The 21912-nt window shown below is 67.1% G+C and carries 15 protein-coding genes; 5 read left to right on the top strand and 10 right to left on the bottom strand.

Features of this window, described 5'->3' with window-relative positions; translation table 11 throughout:
* Positions 1 to 4: 4 nt before the first annotated feature.
* The 4 genes from ACZK3J_RS20770 (at position 5) to ampE (ending at position 2967) form a co-directional block, all read left to right on the top strand.
* Entirely contained in the window at positions 5 to 469 is a 465-nt protein-coding gene (locus tag ACZK3J_RS20770; RefSeq protein WP_006398829.1) for a bactofilin family protein, read from the top strand.
* 31 nt (positions 470 to 500) lie between these two features.
* Positions 501 to 893, top strand: a complete 393-nt coding sequence (erpA, locus tag ACZK3J_RS20765; RefSeq protein WP_005419789.1) for an iron-sulfur cluster insertion protein ErpA — start codon at positions 501 to 503, stop codon at positions 891 to 893.
* Positions 894 to 1039: 146 nt separating this feature from the next.
* Positions 1040 to 1945, top strand: a complete 906-nt coding sequence (gene nudC / locus ACZK3J_RS20760; protein ID WP_049424057.1) for an NAD(+) diphosphatase — start codon at positions 1040 to 1042, stop codon at positions 1943 to 1945.
* 134 nt (positions 1946 to 2079) lie between these two features.
* Positions 2080 to 2967, top strand: coding sequence for a regulatory signaling modulator protein AmpE (gene ampE / locus ACZK3J_RS20755; RefSeq protein WP_032127176.1), 888 nt, complete (start codon positions 2080 to 2082; stop codon positions 2965 to 2967).
* 574 nt (positions 2968 to 3541) lie between these two features.
* Here the strand turns inward: ampE and ACZK3J_RS20750 are convergent.
* The 10 genes from ACZK3J_RS20750 to ACZK3J_RS20705 all read right to left on the bottom strand — a co-directional run bounded on the left by ACZK3J_RS20750 (position 3542) and on the right by ACZK3J_RS20705 (position 20177).
* Positions 3542 to 3967 carry a DUF2752 domain-containing protein gene (locus tag ACZK3J_RS20750; protein ID WP_006473646.1) on the bottom strand — a complete coding sequence of 142 codons (426 nt, stop codon included), beginning with the start codon at positions 3965 to 3967 and terminating at the stop codon, positions 3542 to 3544.
* A 43-nt stretch (positions 3968 to 4010) separates the two neighbouring features.
* Complete coding sequence (locus ACZK3J_RS20745) at positions 4011 to 4289, bottom strand: CD225/dispanin family protein (protein ID WP_032127177.1); 279 nt, start codon at positions 4287 to 4289, stop codon at positions 4011 to 4013.
* Positions 4290 to 4323: 34 nt separating this feature from the next.
* Positions 4324 to 4611: a CD225/dispanin family protein gene (locus ACZK3J_RS20740; RefSeq protein WP_005419784.1), complete on the bottom strand. Its 288-nt coding sequence runs from the start codon at positions 4609 to 4611 to the stop codon at positions 4324 to 4326.
* 182 nt (positions 4612 to 4793) lie between these two features.
* Positions 4794 to 6683, bottom strand: coding sequence for an MFS transporter (locus tag ACZK3J_RS20735; RefSeq protein WP_414578146.1), 1890 nt, complete (start codon positions 6681 to 6683; stop codon positions 4794 to 4796).
* 139 nt (positions 6684 to 6822) lie between these two features.
* A complete protein-coding gene (locus ACZK3J_RS20730) occupies positions 6823 to 7617 on the bottom strand; it encodes an SDR family NAD(P)-dependent oxidoreductase (RefSeq protein WP_049461643.1) in 795 nt (264 codons plus the stop codon).
* Between the two features lie 141 nt (positions 7618 to 7758).
* Positions 7759 to 9936: a YccS family putative transporter gene (yccS, locus tag ACZK3J_RS20725; protein ID WP_478476209.1), complete on the bottom strand. Its 2178-nt coding sequence runs from the start codon at positions 9934 to 9936 to the stop codon at positions 7759 to 7761.
* Between the two features lie 129 nt (positions 9937 to 10065).
* On the bottom strand, positions 10066 to 12123 hold the full coding sequence (locus ACZK3J_RS20720; protein WP_248858381.1) for a TonB-dependent siderophore receptor: 2058 nt from the start codon (positions 12121 to 12123) through the stop codon (positions 10066 to 10068).
* Between the two features lie 350 nt (positions 12124 to 12473).
* A complete protein-coding gene (locus ACZK3J_RS20715; protein ID WP_049461640.1) occupies positions 12474 to 15596 on the bottom strand; it encodes an efflux RND transporter permease subunit in 3123 nt (1040 codons plus the stop codon).
* A gap of 31 nt (positions 15597 to 15627) precedes the next feature.
* Positions 15628 to 18861 (bottom strand): efflux RND transporter permease subunit, encoded by a 3234-nt coding sequence (locus ACZK3J_RS20710; protein WP_100437674.1) that lies wholly within the window; start codon positions 18859 to 18861, stop codon positions 15628 to 15630.
* A gap of 74 nt (positions 18862 to 18935) precedes the next feature.
* The gene (locus ACZK3J_RS20705) at positions 18936 to 20177 is read right to left on the bottom strand and encodes an efflux RND transporter periplasmic adaptor subunit (protein ID WP_049461638.1); all 1242 of its coding nucleotides are present in this window, start codon (positions 20175 to 20177) and stop codon (positions 18936 to 18938) included.
* Between the two features lie 186 nt (positions 20178 to 20363).
* Between ACZK3J_RS20705 and ACZK3J_RS20700 the strand changes: the two genes are divergently transcribed.
* Positions 20364 to 21683 carry a M20 family metallopeptidase gene (locus ACZK3J_RS20700; protein ID WP_414578148.1) on the top strand — a complete coding sequence of 440 codons (1320 nt, stop codon included), beginning with the start codon at positions 20364 to 20366 and terminating at the stop codon, positions 21681 to 21683.
* The last annotated feature ends 229 nt before the right edge of the window (positions 21684 to 21912 follow it).

Here is a 21912-nt window from a genome sequence, read left to right as displayed (position 1 = left end):
GCAGATGTTCGGAAGCAGCAAATCCAACCGTGAAGGCCAGCTGGTGGTGGATGCCCTGATCGGCAACCAGGTGGTGATCCGCGGTGATGTGGAATTCAGTGGTGGCCTGTATGTGGAAGGCCGCATCCACGGCAAGGTGATCGCCGCCGAAGGCGCCAGCGGCGCGACCTTGACGGTCGCCGAGCATGGCGTGATCGAAGGTGAGATCCGTGCCCAGGTGGTGGTCATCAGTGGACGCCTGGACGGCGACGTGCATGCCACCGAGAAGGTCGAACTGACCCCGAGCGCGCGGGTCAATGGCAACGTCCATTACCAGGTGGTGGAGATGAATGCGGGTGCCCAGCTGAACGGCCGCCTGATCCATGCCAGCGCCCCGATGGCGGCCCTGCCGGCCCCGGAAGGTGATGAGGCCAATGGCGGCAAGGGTGACACCGCCGCACGCCGCAAGCTGGCCGAGGCGATGGCTTGAAAGCCATCGTCGGCACCCCCATGCTGACACCATGAGCACGCTAGTCTCCCTGCCCGGCGCCACCCCGGTTGCCGCGCCCGATTACCAGTCGCTGGAGCGCCCGCTGAACTTCACCGAGTCGGCGGCCGCCAAGGTCAAATCCCTGATCCAGGAAGAGGGCAACCCCGACTTGGCCCTGCGCGTGTACATCGAAGGCGGTGGCTGTTCGGGCTTCCAGTACGGGTTCGAGTTCGACGAGAACCGTGCCGAGGATGACCTGGCGGTACAGACCAGCGGGGTGACCCTGCTGGTCGACCCGCTGAGCCTGCAGTACCTGATGGGCGCCGAGGTGGACTACACCGAGAGCCTGACCGGTGCCCAGTTCGTGATCCGCAACCCGAACGCCAAGACCACCTGCGGCTGCGGCAGCAGCTTCAGCATGTAAGAGGCCTGTGGCCGGAAGGTGCCAACCAAGGTTGGCACCTCTGTAGATCCACGCCATGCGTGGATGCTGTGCCTGCACGCCCACACCGGCAGATTGCGCACAGCGCCGAACTTGCCACCTGCATCGATTGGCGGCACGCTTGCCGGATGCCCAATACTCCTTCGCCGCTTTCCGGTTTCGCTTTCGTTGGCGAACCGCTGGAGCGCGCCGATGCCCTGCGCGACGATGCCGATGCACTGGCGCGCCTGTGGCCGGGCGCGCGCATTCTCGTGCTCGATCAGGACGGCAGCGCCTTCACCGGCGATGACGACCAGCCGCTGGCGCTGACCGGCGCCGACATCGGCGGCGGCCCCGGTGCCGCGATCTTCCTTGGCCTGCGTGGCGAGCAGGCCTGGTTCTCGGTCGAAGCCGCCAACGTTACCGTCACGGCCCCGCGCCGCCTCGACCTGCGCCAGGCCGCACTGCTGTGGCCGATGGCCGATGCGACCGCCTTCAGCTATGCCCGCGGCATGTCCTACTGGCATTCGCGCACCCGCTTCTGCGGCGTGTGCGGCGGTGCCGTGGCGTTTGCCCGTGGCGGCTTCGTTGGCCGTTGCGCGCAGTGTTCCACCGAGCATTACCCGCGTGTCGATCCCGCCGTGATCGTCGCCGTGGAAAACCAGGGCCGGCTGCTGCTGGGCCGGCAGTCGAACTGGGCACCGCGGCGTTACTCGGTGCTGGCCGGCTTCGTGGAACCCGGCGAGACCTTCGAGCAGACCGTGGTGCGTGAAGTGCACGAGGAGAGCAAGGTACGGGTGACCGCCTGCCAGTACCTCGGTTCGCAGCCGTGGCCGTTCCCGGGCGCGCTGATGATCGGTTTCCGTGCACAGGCGCAGGATGACCTGCCGACCGTGGATGGCGAGCTGGAAGATGCGCGCTGGTTCAGTGCCGACGAGGTCGGCGCGGCACTGGCACGCGATGTGGAGGACGATGGCCAGGGCATCCGCCTGTCGCCGCCGATCTCGATTTCGCGCGGCCTGATCGAACACTGGTACCGGCAGCAGAAGGGCTGAGCGGGGCTGACGGTGGCGCCTGTATTGCCGCCACCTGAACACGGCCCGGGTTACAGTCCGGTTCACCGCTGAGGGCGCCGCTGCGACAGGTAAGGTAGCGACGCCGAGCGTTCTGTTTCGTAGGGAGACCTGCCATGTTCACCACCCTGGCCGCCGTGCTGGTGGCACTGGCCCTGGGCCATGTTGCCCCGGCCGCTGCCGCCTCGCTGCGCCGTTTCGACGGCTTCCGGCGTTGGCTGGGCTGGCTGGACGCGCGCGGTGGCAAGGCCTGGCAGGGGCCGGCAGGCGTTGCCCTGGCACTGCTGCCGCCGCTGCTGCTGATGGCGCTGCTGGCGTGGCTGCTGCGTGGGGTGCTGTTCGGCCTGCCGTCGCTGCTGCTGGGCGTGGCGGTGCTGGCGTGGTGCTGGGGCCCGCGCGATCTGGACCGCGATATCGAAGCGATCATCGATGCCGATGACGCGGCGACGCGCCAGGCCGCGGTGCGTAACCTGCAGGCGGCCGGTGGCAGCCTGCGCGAGGACATTCCGTCACTGGTCGAGGCAACCGTGCTCAACGCCTTGCGGCGCTGGTTCGCGGTGCTGTTCTGGTTCCTGCTGCTGGGCCCGGCCGGTGCTCTCGGTTACCGGCTGCTGGCGCTGATGGCGGAAAGCCCGATGCGTGCCCGCGTGCCGGTGGAGCCGCTGGCGCTGGCGCAGCGCCTGCTGGGCTGGATCGAGTGGCCGGTGGCGCAGCTGATGGCATTTTCGATGGCGCTGGTGGGCAACTTCGATACGGCGTGGAAGGCCTGGCGCCAGGCCCACGGCGAGCGCCTGGCCGGCAACATCGGCTTCCTCGGCGCGGTGGCGCGGGCCAGCGTCAATGCCGAGCTGCGCGAGGATGCGCACGATTACACCGAGGCGGGGCTGTTGCCGGTGTGGCAGCGGTTGCCGGACCTGCGGGATGCGATGAGCCTGGTGTGGAGGATGCTGCTGCTGTGGCTGGCGATCCTGGCCCTGCTGGTGATTGCAGGCTGGGTGACGTAGTTGCTTTGCAGGGCTTGCAGCCCTGCACCTGCAGAAGCAACGGCAACGGCAACGGCAACGGCAACGGCAGGATTGCTGCGGGCTGGCGGGGTGGATCGGATGGCGGGGGACGCCGTGAATCCGTCCATGGAGGCTTGGTCGCCGCATCCATGCGGCTCACACCCCCGCCATCCGACCCACCCCGCCTTCGACAGATTCCCGCGGCTGTTGGTAGGTGTCGACCTTGGTCGACACGGTAGATCCACGCCATGCGTGGATGCAGAGCGAAGCGATCCGCTTCCGCTTTTGATCTTCTCTTTCTTTTCCGTGGTGGACGCGCACGGAAACTGTCCGTGGCCGGGCGGGATGGGTTTGCGGGGGTGTCCGCGGCATGGGCCCGAGGCATGCCTCGGGCGGGTTGGGCAGGAGGCTCAACCCCGGTCTTGCCGTGTGCGCAGGACAGCGCACACGAGCAAGCCGCGGCCAAGCCTCCACGGACGGATTCACGGCGTCCCCCGCAAACCCATCCCGCCCGGCCAACCCCATGATCGACAAACGCCGCCCACCACGAGGGGCTGCGCCGTTGGCTGGAAACCTAGATCGGTGCCAGTGCGGTGAACGGTGCCCACGGCAGGTTGCGCAGCAGCGCATACCCGGGCAGCACCCAGAGCCAGAACACGGGATTGGCCAGCACCCGCATCAGCGGGTCGAGCACACGCGGGCGGATGCCGGCGATGTTCAGCAGCATCAACAACAGGAACGGCAGGCTGATGACCAGCAGCGGGTTCATCGCCATCGCGCCGGGCAGGTCGAAGTGGACCAGGGAATACAGGCAGCGCGTGCTGCCACAGCCCGGGCAGTACAGGCCGGTCAGCGCGTACAGCGGGCAGCTCGGCAGGGGATTGCCGGCGACATACGGATTGACGTTGCGCAGCACCACCGTGGCACCCACGGCCAGGCCGGCGGAAACCAGCAGCGGTGCCCAGCGGGCGAGTCGGGAACGAGCGGGAAGCGCGGACATGCAACAACGGATCCGGCGCAGGCGCCGGATCCGTCCAGGCGTATCAGTAGTTGCCGTTGCTCATCGCGCCCATGCCGCCGAGCACAACGAAGAACAGCACGTACAGCACGACCAGCACGACCCAGGCGATGGCCGACCACATGGCCCACTTCTTGGCCTTGGCGGCGGAGTCCTGGGCGCCGGCGATGTCGCCGGCCGCCAGCTTGCCGTTGACCTGGGCGGCGTAGACGATCGACACGATGCCGGCCGGCAGGCAGCAGAACAGGGTGGTCAGGATCGCCCAGACCAGGTTGTTCGGGACCTGCGGAGTAGCAGTATTCATGGGTTCAAGCTCCTTGATGGGTGGTGGTGGTGAATCATTGGTCGGAAAGAGCGCCCAGTACGGCCAAGCCGCCGAACAGCCCGAACCACAACAGCAACAGGACCGGCAGGGCCACGGCCGAAGCCACCGCCCACCAGCCCGCTTTGCGCGACGCACTGTAGGCCCCCGGCAGGTCGCCGGCCGCGCGGCGGCCATCGACCTGGGAGGCGTACACGATCGACACCACGCCCAACGGCAGGCAGCAGAACAGCGTCGTCAGGATCGCCCAGACCAGATGGTTGGGGATGTAGACCGGACGGCTGAGCGGTGGTGGTTGATTCAAAGCGAGACTCCATTCCTTGGTGGCCGGCCATGATGAATCGGCCGGACCTCCCCCCTGTGGGTGCGTAATCTACCGCAACCTGCGTTGCATGTATGCGTTTACAGTCACGACATGTCGCGTACACCACTGGACGGTGACGTATGTGGGGGAGTCCGCTGGGCCCGCTCGGCGGGCCCATCTCGTCAGGCGTGATCGCCGCGCAGGGCCCGCACCTGGGCCTCCAGCACCGGCGCGCTGGTGCTGTGGCCATCCACGGCCGCTGCCGCCACCACCTCGACGGTGGCGCGGAAACGGCGCGGCACGCGCATGCGGCCCAGGCGGCTGTCGCGCCGGCTCCACATGCTCGACCACATGCCGCGCAGCGCCATCGGCACCACCGGCACCGGCCGCCGTTCGAGGATCTTCTCGACACCGGACTTGAACGGTGCCATCGCACCATCCTTGGTCAGCGCGCCTTCCGGGAAGATGCAGACCAGCTCGCCTTCGGCCAGCGCAGCGTCGATGTCATCGAACGCGCGCTGCATCAGCGCCGGGTCTTCGCGCGCACCGGCGATCGGGATCGCTTTGGCGGTCCGGAAGATCCAGCGCATCACCGGGATGTTGAAGATCTTGTAGTACATGACGAAGCGCACCGGGCGCGGGATCGTCGCCGACAGGATCAGTGCGTCCATGTAGCTGACATGGTTGCAGACCAGCAGCGCGGCGCCCTCGTCCGGCACGTTGGCCTCGATGCTGTGCGGGCGCAGGCGGTACAGGGTGCGCACCATCAGCCAGCTGAGGAAGCGCATCAGGAATTCGGGGACGATGGTGAAGATGTAGATCGCCACCAGTGCGTTGGCGATGGCCAGCGCCAGGAACTGCTGCGGGATGGTCCAGTGCAGCAGCTTGTGCGCGGCCAGCGACAGCAGGGCTGCGCCGACGATGAAACCGGAGTTCTGGATGTTCAGCGCCGCAAACACGCGCGACATCTGCGCCTTCGGCGTGCGGCTCTGGATCAGCGCGAACAGCGGCACCACGAAGATGCCGGTGAACAGGCCGATGCCGATCAGGTCGATGACGATGCGGATGCTGCCCGGCTGCTGCAGGAACGTCCCGATGGTCAGTCCGTGCACGGTCGCTTCGCCACTGCGGGCGAAATACAGGTCGAGCAGGAACGCGGTCATGCCGAACGCACCCAGCGGCACCAGGCCGATTTCCACCGTGCGCGCCGACAGCTTCTCGCACAGCAGCGAGCCAACGCCGGTGCCGACCGAGAACAGGGCCAGGGCGAACAGATACAGCTTGGGTTCGCCGCCGAGGTTGGCCAACGCGTAATTGGGCAGCTGCGATGTCAGCACGGTACCGACGAACCAGAACCAGGATACCCCGAGGATGGCGTTGCGCACCGCCTTCTGCTGCCGTGCCATGCGCAGCACGACCCGCGACTCCGGCAAGGGGTTCCAGTTGATCTTCAGGTTCGGATCGCCGGCGTCGACCTTGGGAATCAGGCGCGCCGCGATGTTGCCGCAGATGGCCAGAGCGATCACCGCTGTGGCTGCCACGATCGGACCGTGGCTGCCCGCAAGCAGGAACACAGAGCCGCCGATGATCATGCCGGACAGGATCGAGATCGAAGTACCCATCTCGACCAGGCCGTTGCCGCCCGTCAGTTCCTCGGGTTTCAGCACCGAGGGCAGTACCGAGTACTTTACCGGGCCGAACAGGGTCGACTGCATGCCGGTACAGAACAGCGCGACCAGCAGGAACGGCAGGCTCTCGGTGATGAAACCGACAGCCGCCATCGACATGATCACGATCTCCATGGTGGTGGTGATCACGATCAGCCGCGATTTCTCCAGTTTGTCGGCGATCTGCCCGGCCAGCGCCGAAAACAGGAAGTACGGCAGGATGAAGATGGCTGGCGCCAGCGTGGTGTAAAGCGAACGCTGCTCCTCCGAAACGCCCAGATAGAACAACAGGCCGATGATCGCCTGCCGGTACACGTTGTCGTTGAACGCTCCGAGCGCCTGGACGACGAAGAACGGCAGGAAACGGCGCTGGCGCAGCAGGGCGAACTGGTTGTGACCGGACATGGAGCCTCCTTGACCGGCGCAGCCTAGCATTCCTGCCTATCCGCCGGGACCATGGCGGGATGCATCCACGCATGGCGTGGATCTGCTGAAGCCCCACAACTGTGGGTGCGGACCGTTGGTCCGCACACCCTGATAGGTCTCAGACGATATCGTCGACCACGCCGCCATCCACGCGCAGCGCCGCACCCGAGGTCGCCGAGGCTTGCGGCGAGGCCAGGTACACCACCATGTTGGCCACTTCCTCGACCGTGGCGGTGCGCTGGATCACCGAAGACGGCCGGTGAGCCATCACGAACTCGCGGCCGATCTGCTCCAGTGGCTTGCCGCTGCGCTGGCGTTCATCTTCGAACATCGCCGCGAAACCGTCGGACAGGGTCGGGCCGGGCAGCACCGCGTTGACGGTGACGCCGCTGCCGGCCACGCGCTTGGCCAGGCCGCGCGACAGCGACAGCTGCGCGGTCTTGCTGACACCGTAGTGGATCATGTCGGCCGGAATGTTGCGTGCCGATTCGGACGAGATGAACAGCACGCGACCCCAGCCGGCATCGACCATCGCCGGCAGCAGTGCCCGCGACAGGCGCACGCCGGACATCACGTTGGTCTGCCAGTAACGTTCCCAGGTCGCGTCTTCGGTCTCGAAGAAGTCCTCGGGGCCGAAAATGCCGGCGTTGTTGACCAGGATGTCGACCTTGGGCAGGCCTGCCAGCAGCGTGTCGACGCCGGCCGCATCGGAGAGGTCGGCGGCCACGCCGAGCACGTCGGCACCCGGAACGGCGGCGAGCAGGCGCTGGCGGGCGCGTTCGACGCTGTCGGTGCTGCGGCCGTTGAGAATGATCCGCGCGCCCGCGTTGGCCAGGCCCTGGGCAATCGCCAGGCCGATGCCGGCGGTGGAGGCGGTGACCAGCGCGGTACGGCCGGTGAGTTCGATCTTCATGGGGAATCCGGGGGAGCAGGGATCACCCAGTATCCGCGCGGGAACGTGATCGGGGCGCATCGCCATACGCAACACACGGTTGCACGCGGTGCAGTAGATCCACGCCATGCGTGGATGGAATGTCCGACCAGCGATGAGGGATCAGGTCAGGCTGGTCACCGCCTCATTCGCCGCCGCCCGCACCTTCGGCAGCATCCGCAGCACCAGCGCCATCTGCGTGCGGATCAGCTGCAGCTTCGGCGGCATCGCCTCGTCGATCTGTTCCAGTTCGGCCGCCACCGCGCGATCAGCGTCGTTGTCGTCCTCGCTGACCGGCTGCCGAGCGCTCAGGGCCGTCGCCAGTTGCTGCAGCGCCTTGCGCACGCGCTCACCGGCAGCCAGCGCCAGCGGATCGCCGGCGTAGCTGTCCACCTGGTCGCGGTGCGCACCCAGGGCCGACAGGTGCCCGAGCAGTGTGTTGGACAGCGCCAGGAAGTGGAAGCCGGCATCCAGATTGCGGCGCACATGGCCGGGTTCACGAAGCATGTTCGACAGCGCGGTGGATAGCGCGGCGTCGGCGTTGTGCATGTCGCGGCGGGCGATGCGGTAGGCCAGATCGTCACGCATGCCGCTGCGGTACTGGCCCAGCACCGAATCCAGGTAGCGCGCGGCGGTGTCCAGCACGCGCGCCAGCACAAGGTGCAGCTGCCGGCCCTGCCAGTCGGGCAGGATCAGGAACGCGGCCGCCGCCGCGATTGCACAACCCAGCAGCGTATCGACCATGCGCGGCACGATCAGCACGAAGCCGTCGCCGATCAGGTTGAAGCAGGTCAGGGCCATCACCGTGATCGCCGCCGACGCCACCAGGTAGCGGTCGGTGCGGGTGAAGAAGAACAGCAGCGCCGACAGCAGCGCGATCAGCAGCTGCACGTGCAGTTGCGGGAACAGCTGCAGCAGTGCCCAGGTCAGCACCAGGCCGGCCACGGTGCCGGCGATGCGTTGTGCAAGGCGCTGGCGGGTCGCGCCGAAGTTGGGGCGGCACACGAACACGATGGTCAGCAGCACCCACGAGCCGTTCTGTGCATTGAACAAGCGGATTGCCGCGAAGCCGGCGATCAGGGCCAATGCCATGCGCAGGCCGTGGCGGAACAGGACCGAGCCGGGCGTGAGCTGCTGGCGCACGCGCACGCCCATCTCGCGCAGGGTGTGCGGGTTGCTGTCGCGCAGTCGGGTATCGACGTTGTCCAGGCTGGCCTCGGAGCGCTCGGCATCCAGCAGGCGGCGCTCGATGCTGCGCAGGTTGTGCACCAGCAGATCCAGCGAGCCAAGCAGTCGCTGCCACTGCGGCCGCTGCTGGTCGCGCAGATAGGCCAGCGCATCGGCCAGGTCGCGCCCGGCCTGCTGGTTGCTTTCGCCATACACGAACGGACGGCGCAGGCGGATCGCCTCGCCCAGTCGCGCGCAGGCCTGGCCCTGCAGGTCGAGCAGGCGCTGGCAGCGGTACAGCACGTCGCTGTGGAAGAAGGCATCGACCAGCGCGCCGTACGGGTAATGCGAGGAGCTGGCGCGCTCGTGGAAATCCTGCGCCATGTAGTACAGGCGCAGGTACAGGCCGGAATTGACGCCCGGCCGCCCGGAGCGGCCGAAGCGGGCCAGGATCGCGGTCTTGGCTTCGTTGAGCGCACCGACCACGCGCCGGTTCTGTTCGGCCAGGTCGAGCTGGCGACGCTGCAGGTCGGCCTCGCGCACCGGCTCGAACAGTGTTGCCTTCAACTGCAGGTAGCGGCCCAGTTCAACGTACAGTCGCGCCACGCGTTCGCGTACCGGACGGTTGGCGAACAGTGCGGTCCACAGGATCGACAGCAGGCCGTACCAGACCGCACCGGCCAGCAGGTGGCTGACCGCGTCCAGCGCGCTGTGCAGGTCGCTGGCGCCATGCTGCTCCAGCCCGATCATGGTGTAGATCGCCAGCGTTACCGTGGCCTGGGCGATGGACGCATAGCGCTCGCCGAGCGCACCCAGCAGGGTCAACCCGAAGGTGGACAGCGCCAGCGCGCCGATGAAGATCCATGGCCAGGGGAACAGCCAGATCACCGAAGCGGCGGCGAGGCAGAAGCACAGCAGCGACAGCAGTACCGCCTTGGTACGGCCCCACCAGTTGTCATCGGTCTCGGCGATGGCGCTGGCGATGATGCCGAGGAACACGCCGGGCAGGGCAGTGAGCGCGTCCAGCTGCCAGCACACGGCAAGCGCTGCGGTCAGGGCGATGAACACCCGAAGGCCATAACTGGCCTTTTCGTGGGCCCACAGGCGGCTGAGGCGGGATTCGCGGGCGGGCATGCAGGCTCGGTGGAAGGGTCTCCCACCATTATTGCGGGTGCGGGGTGAAATATGGAGTGCGGACCAACGGTCCGCACCCACCGTCCATGTGCGGGCCCGTCGTCCGCATGGACGGCGGGGACCGGCACCTTACATCTCCCAGCGCACGCTCACCGCGAACGTGCGCGGCAGGCCGGCGCCGGCGTTGGACCAGTACTTCCGGTTGGCCAGGTTCTCGACGCTGGCACGCAGGGTCACCGGATGGCCGGACGCCAGCAGGCGATAGCCGATGCCTGCATTCACCAGCGTGTAGTCAGGCAGCTTCAGGGTGTTGTCGGCGTCGTACCAGACATCGCCGTAGTAGCGCACGGCGGCATAGGTCTCCAAGCCGTCTACCCACGGCAGCTGGTAGGTGGCGTGCAGTACGCCGCTCCAGCGCGCAGCACCGGCGGTACGGTTGCCTTCCTGTGCGGCGCTGCCCGGGGACAGCTTGTCGTAGGTCGGATCCAGCCAGGTGACGCCGCCGCCGACGGTCAGTGCATCGTTGAGGTGCAGGTCGGCACTGGCTTCAATGCCTTCGTACAGCGTGATGCCGTCCTGCACCAGGCGCTTGCCGGCCGGCGTGAGCTCATCGATGTTGGCACCACGTTCCAGCCGGAACGCGGCCACGTTCGCATTCCAACGCGCCGCTTCGACCTTGGCCCCGATCTCGTACTGCTTGCTGATGGTGGGATCGAGCACGTCACCGGCGTTGATGTAGCTGTTGCCTACGCGGCTGCCCGCTTCGAGCGACTCGATGTAGCTGGCGTAGAGGGTGACCGCCTCGCTGGGCTTGAACATCACGGCGTAGGTCGGGGTGACCGGGTAGGTGTGGTACCGCCCCTTGGTTTCGAAGTCGTTGTAGCGCCAGCCCGCCAGCACCGACCAGCCGCTGCCGAGGTTCACCGTATCGCTTGCGAACACCGCCTGCTGCACCGTCTCGTCGCCGCGGGTCATCACCCGCGAACCAACGGCGTCGTGGCGGATGGCATGGCGCTGGTACAGGTTGGCGCGGCCAATCAGGTTCCACTCGTAGGGGCGGTCCCAGCCCAGTCCGGTCTGGTGGCTGATGCCCGCCACCACCTGATGCTGAAGGGGGCCGGTGCGGAAGCTGCCCTGCAGCATCGCCTGGGCCAGCTTCCACTCGCTCTTGCCACCCAGTTCGTAGACGTTGACGTCGTAGTCGCCGTTGAGATCGTCGATGTAGGCGAAGATCTTGTTGACGTCATTCCACGAGGTGGTGACGCCGTAACTCAGGCTGGCTTTCCAGTCGCTGTTGATCTGCCAGTTCAAGCCGGTCGACAGCAGGCTGGAGCGTGTGTCGTAGTAGGTGCCGGGCACGCTGTTGTCGGTATCTCCGGCGATCGGCCGCGGCAACGAGGTCAGGCCACGGAAGTAGTACTGCGGCGATTCCTCGCGCAGGTCGCGCGACTGGAACACACCGTCGAAGGTCCAGGTAAGCGCATCGCTCAGGCGCGCGTCCAGCGACAGTGCGCCCACCTTGCGATCGACGTGTCCGCCATTGAAGGTCTCGCCTTTTTCCTGGAAGGCGTTGAAGCGGTAGCCGAACATCTGCTCGTTGCCGAAGCGGCCGCCAACGTCGATGCCGCCGCTGACGATGCCTTGTTCGCGCCAGCCCAGCTGGGCGGAGAAGGTGGGCGTGTCCGTCGGCTTCTTGGTGATGTAGTTGACGATGCCGCCGGGGGTGCCGAAGCCATACAGGAATCCGCCCGGGCCTTTCAGCAGATCGACCTGTTCCATCACTTCCAGCGGCCATTCGGTGCCCCAGGAAGAGACCTGCAGGCCATTGACCCGGTAGCTGTCGTAGTTCAGCTCCAGACCGCGGTTGCGGATGGGCGAGCTCCAGCCACTGGCATAGGCGCTGACCTGGGTGCTGACCGAAGGGTCGAGCAGGAAGGCTTCGCCCAGCGAGACCACCTGGCGCTGCTCGATCTGCTCGCGGCCAACAGCGGTGATCGCGAACGGAGTGTCGCGCAGGGCGCGGTCGCCCAGTGCGCCAGCGTCGGTATGGGTGCGTTCGGCGGTGACCTTCACCGCATCCAGATCGGTGGCGTTACGGCTGACGGCCGGCGCTTCGGCATGGGCAGCGCAGGCGGCTGACAGGGCGATGGCCAGCAGGGCCAGGCGGGGGGAACGGGAAGGCAGCATCGATGGTGGTCCTCGACGGACGGCCACAGGCCATCCGCCCACGGGTGGGGGAAGGGGCAGTGGCTGGGATCACGCAGGCTGGCCGGAGATGGCAGCGGGGCGCCGCGAAGGGGCGCAGGACCATGGCTGGATGAGAATTGTTCTCTTTTCGTTACGGCACGTCAAACCCGGAGGTGTGCGGACCAACGGTTCGCACCCACCATCCGTGCCCACGGTCCGCACCCACGGTCCGTACCCACCATTCGCACCCACGGTAGTGCCGGCCGCTGGCCGGCAGATTGGCTGTACGGAGAACGCCGGCCAGCGGCCGGCGCTACCAGTAGATCCACGCCCTGCGTGGAAGGGCCCTTCTACGCCCGTTGCGCGCGCTTGAGCAGCTTCGCTTCGCGCCTGCGTGCGCGACGTGCGCGCCAGCGCTCGGCCAGGCACGAGAAGATCACGTACAGCGCCGGCGTGCTGAGCAGGGTCAGGCTCTGCGAGAACAGCAGGCCGCCGATCATCGCGATACCCAGCGGACGCCGCAGCTCGGACCCTTCGCCGAGGCCGATCGCCAGCGGCACAGCAGCCAGGATCGCCACCATCGTGGTCATCATGATCGGGCGGAAGCGCACGATGCTGGCCTCGCGGGCGGCGTCGCGGGGCGCCAGCCCGTGCTCGCGCTGCGCCACCAGCGCGAAGTCGATCATCATGATCGCGTTCTTCTTGACGATGCCGATCAGCAGCACCAGCGCGATCATCGAGATCACCGACAGTTCGGTATTGGTGCCGAACAACGCCAGCAGCGCACCTACGCCCGCCGCCGGCAGCGTGGACAGGATGGTGACCGGGTGGATCAGGCTCTCGTACAGCATGCCCAGCACCAGGTACACGGTCAGGATCGCGGCAAACACCAGGATCAGCATGTCGCTGGGGTCGGAGTTGAAGCCGAAGCCCGCATCATCGGCCAGGCGGATGTCACCGGGCATGCGCATGCCGGCCACGGTCGCGTCGATGATCGCCTTGGCCTCACCCATGCTCACGTTCGGAGCCAGGTTGTAGCTGAGGTCCATCGTCGTGTACTGGTTCTCGTGGGTGATCTGCGACGGGGCCAGGCCGGGCATCTGCGTGGCCACCGCGGTGATCGGCACCATGTCGCCGTTGCGCGCACGCACGTACACCTCGTCCAGCGCGGCGGGGGTGGCGGTCTGCGAGGGCAGGGCGTTGACCACCACGCTGTACTGGTTGATGTCCGAATAGATGGTGGAGATCTGGCGCTGGCCGAACGCACCGTACAGCGCACCGTCGATGGCACCCACGGTGATGCCCAGGCGTGCGGCCTTGGCGCGGTCGATCTGGATGTTCTGGCGCAGGCCGGCGTTGTCCACGTCGGTACCGACATCGCGCAGCTTGGGGTTCTTCTTCAGCTCCGCCTGCAGCTTGGGCAGCCATTCCTGCAGCGATGCCAGGTCGTTGCCCTGCAGCGAGATGCGGTACTGCGCGCCCTGGCTGGAACCGCCGCCATCGTTGCTGGGCAGATCCTGGATCGCGCGCAGGCGCAGCTGCAGGTCGGGGTAGCGGTCGGCCTTGGCGCTCAGTCGCGCCAGGGCATGTGCGGTGGTTTCGCGGCGGCCTTCCTTGCGTGATTTCAGCTCGACGTTGAACTGTGCGCTGGAGCCCTGGCGACCGCTGCCCAGGCGCACACCCACGGTCTTCACCGCCGGGTCGGCCATCAGCATGTCGGTGATGCGGCGCTGGCGGGCGACCATGTCCTCGAAGGATACGGTGGCGCTGGAGTTGGCGCGGCCCCAGATCAGGCCGGTGTCCTGCGGCGGGAACGCGCCCTTCTTCACCGCGCCGAACAGGAAGACGGTGGCACCGATCAGCAGCAGCGGCGTCAGCGACAGCAGCAGCGCATGGCGCAGAGAGAAATCCAGGAACACGGTGTAGATGCGCAGCATGCGCTCGTGGCCGGCATCCAGCCAACGGCCGAAGCGCGACGGCGGCGCCGTGTGGTCGTGGGCGCTGAGGAAGCGGCTGCACAGCGCCGGGGTCAGGGTCAGCGAGACGATCATCGAGACCACGATGGCCGCCACCAGGGTGACGGTGAACTCGCGGAAGAACGCGCCCATCATGCCGCTGGCGAACAGCAGCGGGATGAACACCGCCACCAGCGAGGCGGTGATCGAGACGATGGTGAAGCCGATCTCGCGCGCGCCGGTCAGCGCTGCCTGCATGCGCGGCATGCCTTCGTCGAGGTGGCGCATGATGTTCTCGATCACCACGATCGCATCGTCGACCACGAAGCCGATCGCGATCACCAGCGCCAGCAGGCTCAGATTGTTCAGGGTGAAACCCATCACGTACATCACCAGCGCGGCACCGGCCAGCGACAGCGGCACGGTCACTGCGGCGATCAGCGTGGGTGCCAGCCGGCGCAGGAACAGCGCCATGGTCAGCACCACCATCGCCAGGCTGATCAGCAGAGTGATCTGCACTTCATGCAGCGACGAGCGGATGGTCGGCGTACGGTCGAAGTACGGCGTCATCGTTGTACCCGGCTGCAGATAGTCGCGCAGGGCGGGAATCTGTGCCTTGACCCGGTCCACGGTCTCCACGATGTTGGCGCCGGCGCGGGTGAACACGTACATCACCACCGCCGGCTTGTGGTCGAACCACGCCGCCTGGTAGGCATCCTGCTGGCCGTCGTAGACGTTGGCGATGTCCTTCAGCCGGATCACCCGGCCATCGCCCTGGGTCTTGACCACCAGGTCGGCGAAGTCGGCGGCGCGTGCCACCGAATCGTTGGCGATGATCGCGGTGGTGGTGTTGCCATCGCTGAGGAAGCCGGTGGGCGAGGTCACGTTGGCCGCGCGCACGGCGTTGCGCAGGTCGTCGGCGGTCAGGCCGAGTGCGTTCATCAGGCGCAGGTTGACGTCCACGCGTACCGCCGGCGTCGAGGCACCGGCGATGTCGACCGAAGCAACACCGCTGATCTGGCGGATGCGCTGCGCCAGCAGCGAGTCGGCCACGTTGTACAGCTCATCGGCCGACTGCGTCTGCGAGGTGAGCGCGATGGCGATCACCGGGTCGTCGTTCGGGTTCGCCTTCTGGTACATCGGCGAGCCCATGCCCGAAGGCAGGTCGGCCTGTGCCGAGTTGATCGCGGTCTGTACGTCCAGTGCCGCCGAATCGATGTTGTGGCCGCTCTGGAAGATCATGAACACCAGCGAGCTGCCTTCCGAGCTCGACGAGCGCATGCGGTCGATGCCCGGCAGCTGGCCGAGATGACGTTCCAGCGGCGCGGTGACCGTGGAGGCCATGGTTGCCGCATCGGCACCGGACTGGCTGGCGTGCACGAAGATCACCGGGATCTCGATGTTCGGCAGCGCCGACACGCCCAGCCGCAGGTAGCAGATCAGGCCGACCATGAACAGGCCGATGGCCAGTAGCGCGGTGCCGATCGGGCGGCGGATGAAGGGGCCGGACAGGTTCATCGTGCGGCCCCCCGCGGCAGCGGGGCGTGGATCATGCCTGCGGCTCCTGCAGCGAACCGTCGCGCAGTGCGCGCTGCTCGCGGCGGCGGGCCAGCCATTCGGAGAAGCGCTCCATATACAGGTAGATCACCGGCGTGGTGTACAGGGTCACCAGCTGCGACAGCAGCAGGCCGCCGACGATGGCGATGCCCAGCGGGCGGCGCAGTTCCGAACCGATGCCGGTGCCCAGTGCCAACGGCAGCGCGCCGAGCATGGCCGCGGCGGTGGTCATCATGATCGGGCGGAAGCGCAGCAGGCAGGCGCGGCGGATCGCTTCATGCGCGTTGGCGCCGGCGCGGCGCGCCTCGATCGCGAAGTCCACCATCATGATGCCGTTCTTCTTGACGATGCCGATCAGCAGCACGATGCCGACGATGCCATCCACCGACAGGCTCAGCCCGCACAGCATCAGTGCCAGCAGCGCGCCGACACCGGCCGGCGGCAGCGTGGAGATGATCGTGATCGGGTGAATGTAGCTCTCGTAGAGCACGCCCAGCACGATGTAGATCACCACCAGCGAGGCCAGCAGCAGCCACACCACATCGGTCTGGCTGCCGGTGAATTCGGCGGCCTTGCCGATGAATTCGGCATGCAGGTGGGTGGGCATGTCCAGGCTGTCCTTGGTCTCCTGGATTGCACGCACGGCTTCGGACAGCGAATAGCCCGGCGCCACGTTGAACGAGACCGTCACTGCCGGCAGCTGCTGCTGGTGGCTGACCACCAGCGGTGCACTGCTGACCTTGCCTTCGGCCAGTGCCGACAGCGGAATGATGCTGCCCGCGCCGACGGTGATGCCGGTGTTCTGCGCGCCGATGCCGGTAGCCGTCGATGAGTTCGACGAGGTGACCTGGCCGAAACTGGTGGCATTGGTGCCGGTCAGTGCACCGGCACCATTGGAGGCAACGGCCAGCTGTTCCATCAGCGCGGTGCTGGTGCGGAACTCCGGCGCCACTTCCAGCACAACCCGATACTGGTTGAGTTCGGTGAAGATGGTCGAGATCTGGCGCTGGCCGAACGCATCGTAGAGGGTGTCGTCGATGGTCTGCATCGGCACGCCCAGCACGCTGGCCTTGTCGCGGTCGATGTTCAGTTCAAGCGCGCGGCCCTGGTTGGACAGGTTGTTGTCGACGTCGGCCAGTTCCGGGCGCTTGCGCAGCGCTTCGGTCAGGCGTGTGGCCTGGGTGGCCACGGTCGCCGGATCGACGTCCGACAGCGAGTACTGGTACTCGGTGGCGGCCACGCGGGTATCCAGGGTCACGTCCTGGACCGGCTTCAGGTACAGGGCCACGCCCGGAATACCGGCCACCGCCTTCTGCAGGCGCGGCAGGATCTTGTCCAGGCCGTCGCGCTCGCCGCGTTCCTTCAGCACGATCGACAGCTGGCCCTGGTTGAGCGTGGGGTTCATGCTGCCCGCGCCGATGAAGGCTGACACGCCGGTCACGTCCGGGTCCTGGCGCAGCGCTTCGGCCACCTGCTTGGTGCGCTGCTCCATCTGCGGGAAGGCGATGTTCTGGTCAGCCTGGACCACGCCGGTGATCAGGCCGGTGTCCTGTTCGGGCAGCAGGCCCTTGGGAATCAGCACGTACAGCAGCACGGTCAGCACCAGTGCGCCGCCGGCCACGGCCAGGGTCAGGCGCTGGTGGTCCAGCACCCAGTCCAGGCTGCGCTCGTACAGGCCGACGGTGCGCGTCCACAGGTTCTGCTTGCCGGCCGCCGCCGCACGCTCATGTGCGTCCTCGCCTTCGGGCAAGGCGTCGGGCTTGAGCAGGTAGGCGCACATCATCGGGGTCAGCGTCAGCGAGATCAGCATCGACAGCACGACGGCGATGCTCAGCACCCACGCGAACTCGTGGAACAGGCGGCCGGTGACGCCGGGCATCAGCAGCAGCGGCAGGAACACCGCCACCAGCGAAACGGTCAGCGACAGCACGGTGAAGCCGATCTGGCGCGCACCGATTTCGGCCGCTTCCTTGCCACTCTTGCCCTGCTCGATGTAACGCACGATGTTCTCGATCATCACGATCGCATCGTCGACCACGAAGCCGGTGGCCACCACCAGCGCCATCAGCGAGAGGTTGTCCAGCGACATGCCGGCAAAGGCCATCACCGCGAAGGTGCCGGCCAGCGACAACGGCACCGCCACCGAGGGAATGATCGTGGCCCACAGGCGGCGCAGGAACACGAAGATCACCGCCACCACCAGTCCGATGGTCAAGATCAGGGTGAACTGCACCTCATGCACCGAGGCGCGGATGGTCTCGGTACGGTCGTTGAAGATCTCCAGGTGCACGTCGGCTGGCAGCACGCCCTGCAGCTGCGGCAGGATCGCGCGGATGCGCTCGACGGTCTGCACGATGTTGGCGCCGGGCTGGCGGCGCACTTCCAGCAGCACCGCCGGCTTGCCATCGGCCCAGGCGGCCAGCTGGTCGTTCTCCACGCCATCAACCACTTCGGCCACGTCGGACAAACGCACGGGACGTCCGTTCTTGTAGCTGATGATGGTGTCGCGGTACTCGGCGGCACTGGTGAGCTGGTCGTTGGTACCAATGCTGTAGGACTGGGTCTTGCCGTTCAGCGAACCCTTCGGCGCGTTGACGTTGGCCTGGGTCAGCGCGCTGCGCAGCTGTTCCAGGGTCAGGCCCATGTTCGACAGCTGCGCCGGATTGACCTGGATGCGCACGGCCGGGCGCACGTTGCCGGCGATCGAGACCAGGCCCACGCCCTGCACCTGCGACAGTCGCTGGGCCAGGATCGAGTCGGCGTAGTTGTTGACGTCGCGCAGCGGGCGCGTGTCAGAGGTCAGTTTCAGGGTAACGATGGCCGCGTCGGCCGGATTCACCCGGTTGTAGACCGGCTGGTAGGGCAGCGACGAGGGCAGGGTGGCCTGGCGGATCGCCGCCTGCACGTCCTGCGCGGCAATGTCGATGTTCCGGTCCATCGAGAACTGCAGGATGATCGTGGACAACCCGGCCGACGAGTCGGAGGTCATCAGCTCCAGCCCGGAGATCTGCCCGAACTGGCGCTCCAGCGGCGTGGTGACCAGCGAGGCCATGGTGGTGGCGTTGGCGCCGGGGTACTGGGTGGTGACCACCAGGCTGGGCGCATCGATTTCCGGCAGCGCCGACACCGGCAGCTTGCGGTAACCGAGGATGCCCAGCAGCAACAGGCCCGCCATCAGCAGCGAGGTGGCGATGGGGCGGCGGATGAAGATCGTCGAAAAGCCCACGGACTGATCCTTGCTGGCACTTCAATGTCGGCGCCGGCAGGCTTGCCGGCGCGAGGGAGGTCGGTAGCCTGCGCTCAGCGCGGGCCGCCGCCACGACGGCCACCGCCGCCGTTCTTCTGCTCGGCGGCCTTCAGCTCGGCTTCGCTCGGCACCGCCGGGGTTTCGCCCGGCTTCAGCGCGGTGACCTTGCTGCCCGGCTTCAAGCGGAACTGGCCTTCACTGACCACCCGCTCGCCGCCCTTCAGGCCCTCGGCGATCTGCACCTGGCTGTCACCCACTTCCACGCCGCTGCGCACGGTCTGCATCTTCACCGTGTTGTCGCCCTGCACCACATAGACGTACTCGCCGTCCGGGCCACGCAGCACCGCCTGGGTCGGAATGACCACGCCACCGGCAATCGTGCGCAGCTGCATGCGCACGTTGACGAACTGGCCCGGCCACAGGCCGTTGTCGGTGTTGTCGAAGATCGCGCGCGCCTTGAACGTGCCGCTGTCGGCACTGATCAGGTTGTCGACCACGTCAAGCTTGCCGTCGCCGGACAGCACGTGCGAATCGGCGCGGTCCAGTGCCGCGACGGGTACCGCACCGGCGGCCTGCGCCTGGCGCACATCGCCGAGCTGGCGCTCGGGCAGGTTGAACAGCACGTGGATCGGATGGATCTGGGTCAGCGTGACCAGCGCGGTGCCGGCGTTGACCACGTTGCCGGCGTCGACCGCGCGGATGCCGGCGATGCCGGTGATCGGCGCGGTGACCTTGGTGTACTGCAGCTGCACCTGCGCCGAGCGCATGCTGGCCTCGTTCGCCGCGACAGCGCTTTCGTACTGTGCCACTTGATTTCGCTGTGTATCCAGATCGGTCTTGGCGACGAACTGGCGATACTCCGGCGCGTTCGAGCGCTGGTAGTTGGAACGCGCGGTGGCCAGCAGCGCCTCGTTCTGGCGCTTGGATGCCACCGCCTGGTCGTAGCTGGCCTGGGCGGTGCGCGGGTCGATCACCGCCAGCACATCGCCCTTCTTCACTTCCTGGCCTTCGCGGAAATTCAGGCTCATCAGCTGGCCGCCAACCTGCGGGCTGACGGTGACGGTGTTCATTGCGGTCACCGTACCCAGCGCACTGGCATAGACCGGCACGTCCTGGCGTGCCGCATCCACCACGGTCACCGGCACCGGGCCGGCATCCGGGTCTTCACCGCCCTGGCGCGCAGCTGCCGCCGGGCCACCGGCCTTGTCCTTGCCCCCGCCGAGTACGCGCAGGCCGACCACGGCCAGCACCAGTACCGCCACGACCAGCAGCACGATCTTCCAAACACGTGACATTCAAGGACTCCAAGAGGGCTGGACGGGGCACGGCCCCGGTTGGCAATGCGCAAAGCATACCTGCGCCACATCACGTTTCCTGCATGACGGATGGGACGGGCGCTAAGACCGGATCCGGCCGCGGAGGTTCCCGTAGCGGCGGTGTTGCCCTACATTCAGCTGGAACCCCCTGCCGTGGAGATCGTGATGCGCCGTTCGTTGCTGCTGTCCGCCCTGCTGCTGGCCCTGCCGGCTCTTGCCCACGCCCAGGACGGGCAACGCCCGGAGGTGACCGCCGCCGCGCAGCGGCTGCAGGCCAAGGTGGTCGAATGGCGCCGCGACTTCCACCAGCATCCGGAGTTGTCCAACCGCGAGGCACGCACCTCGGCCGAGGTCGCCAAGCGCCTGCGTGCGATGGGCTTGAAGCCGAAGACCGGCATCGCCCATCACGGCGTGGTGGCGATCATCGAAGGCGGAAAGCCAGGCCCGAAGATCGCGCTGCGCGCCGACATGGACGCGTTGCCGGTGACCGAGCAGACCGGCCTGCCGTTCGCCTCGAAGGCCACTGACCAGTACCGCGGGCAGACGGTGGGCGTGATGCATGCCTGCGGCCATGACGCGCATACCGCCACCCTGCTCGGCGTGGCCGAAGCACTGGTCGCGATGAAGAAGGACCTGCCGGGCCAGGTGATGCTGATCTTCCAGCCGGCCGAGGAGGGCGCACCGCCGCCGGAAGAGGGTGGCGCCGCGCTGATGCTGAAGGAAGGCCTGTTCGCTGATTTCAAGCCGGAAGCCGTGTTTGGCCTGCATGTGTTCTCCAGCGTGCAGGCTGGGCAGATCGCGGTGCGCGGTGGCCCGCTGATGGCCGCCTCGGATCGTTTCGGGATCAAGGTGATCGGTCGCCAGACGCATGGCTCGGCGCCGTGGAATGGTGTTGATCCGATCGTCGCCACCGCTGACCTGGTCGGCACGGCGCAGACCATCGTCAGCCGCCGCGCGAACCTGTCCAAGCAGCCGGCGGTGCTGACCTTCGGTGCGATCAACGGCGGCATCCGCTACAACATCATTCCGGACGAGGTGGAGATGGTCGGCACCATCCGCACCTTCGACGAGGGCATGCGGCAGCAGATCTTCGCCGACCTGCGCAACGTGGCCGAACACACCGCCGCCGCGCACGGTGCGAAGGCGGTGACCGACATCTACGAATCGGAGGGCAACCCGGCCACGGTGAACGACCCGGCGCTGACCGCGAAGATGCTGCCGAGCCTGCAGGCGGTGGTGGGCAAGGACAACGTGTACGAGCCACCGCTGCAGATGGGCGCGGAGGATTTCTCGCTGTACGCGAAGGAAGTGCCGGGGATGTTCTTCTTCGTCGGTTCGACCAGCGCGGGCATCGACCCGGCGACGGCACCGGCGAATCATTCGCCGAAGTTCCTGCTGGATGAGAAGGCGCTGGATGTCGGGTTGCGGGCGTTGCTGCAGGTGAGCCTGGATTACCTGCACGGTGCAGGTACTCCCGCGGGGTGAGGGTTTCCGGCAGGGCTTGCAGCCCTGCACCCGCAGAGGCCAAGGCAACAGCCGGAGCAACGGCAGAAGCCGGCTATCTGTGGGTTGGCGGGGCGGGTCCGGTGGCAGGGGACGGCGCAAGTACGTCCCTGTAGCCTCGGTCGCCGCATCCATGCGGCTCACGCCCCTGCCACCGGACCCACCCCGCCTTCGACGGTTTCCCGCGAACTGTCGGAACGACATTCTGCTT

This window comes from Stenotrophomonas sp. 86428_Sma (assembly GCF_056481585.1).
The sequence above is the reverse complement of the archived record's forward strand: the minus strand, read 5'-3'. Positions and strand labels throughout refer to the sequence as shown.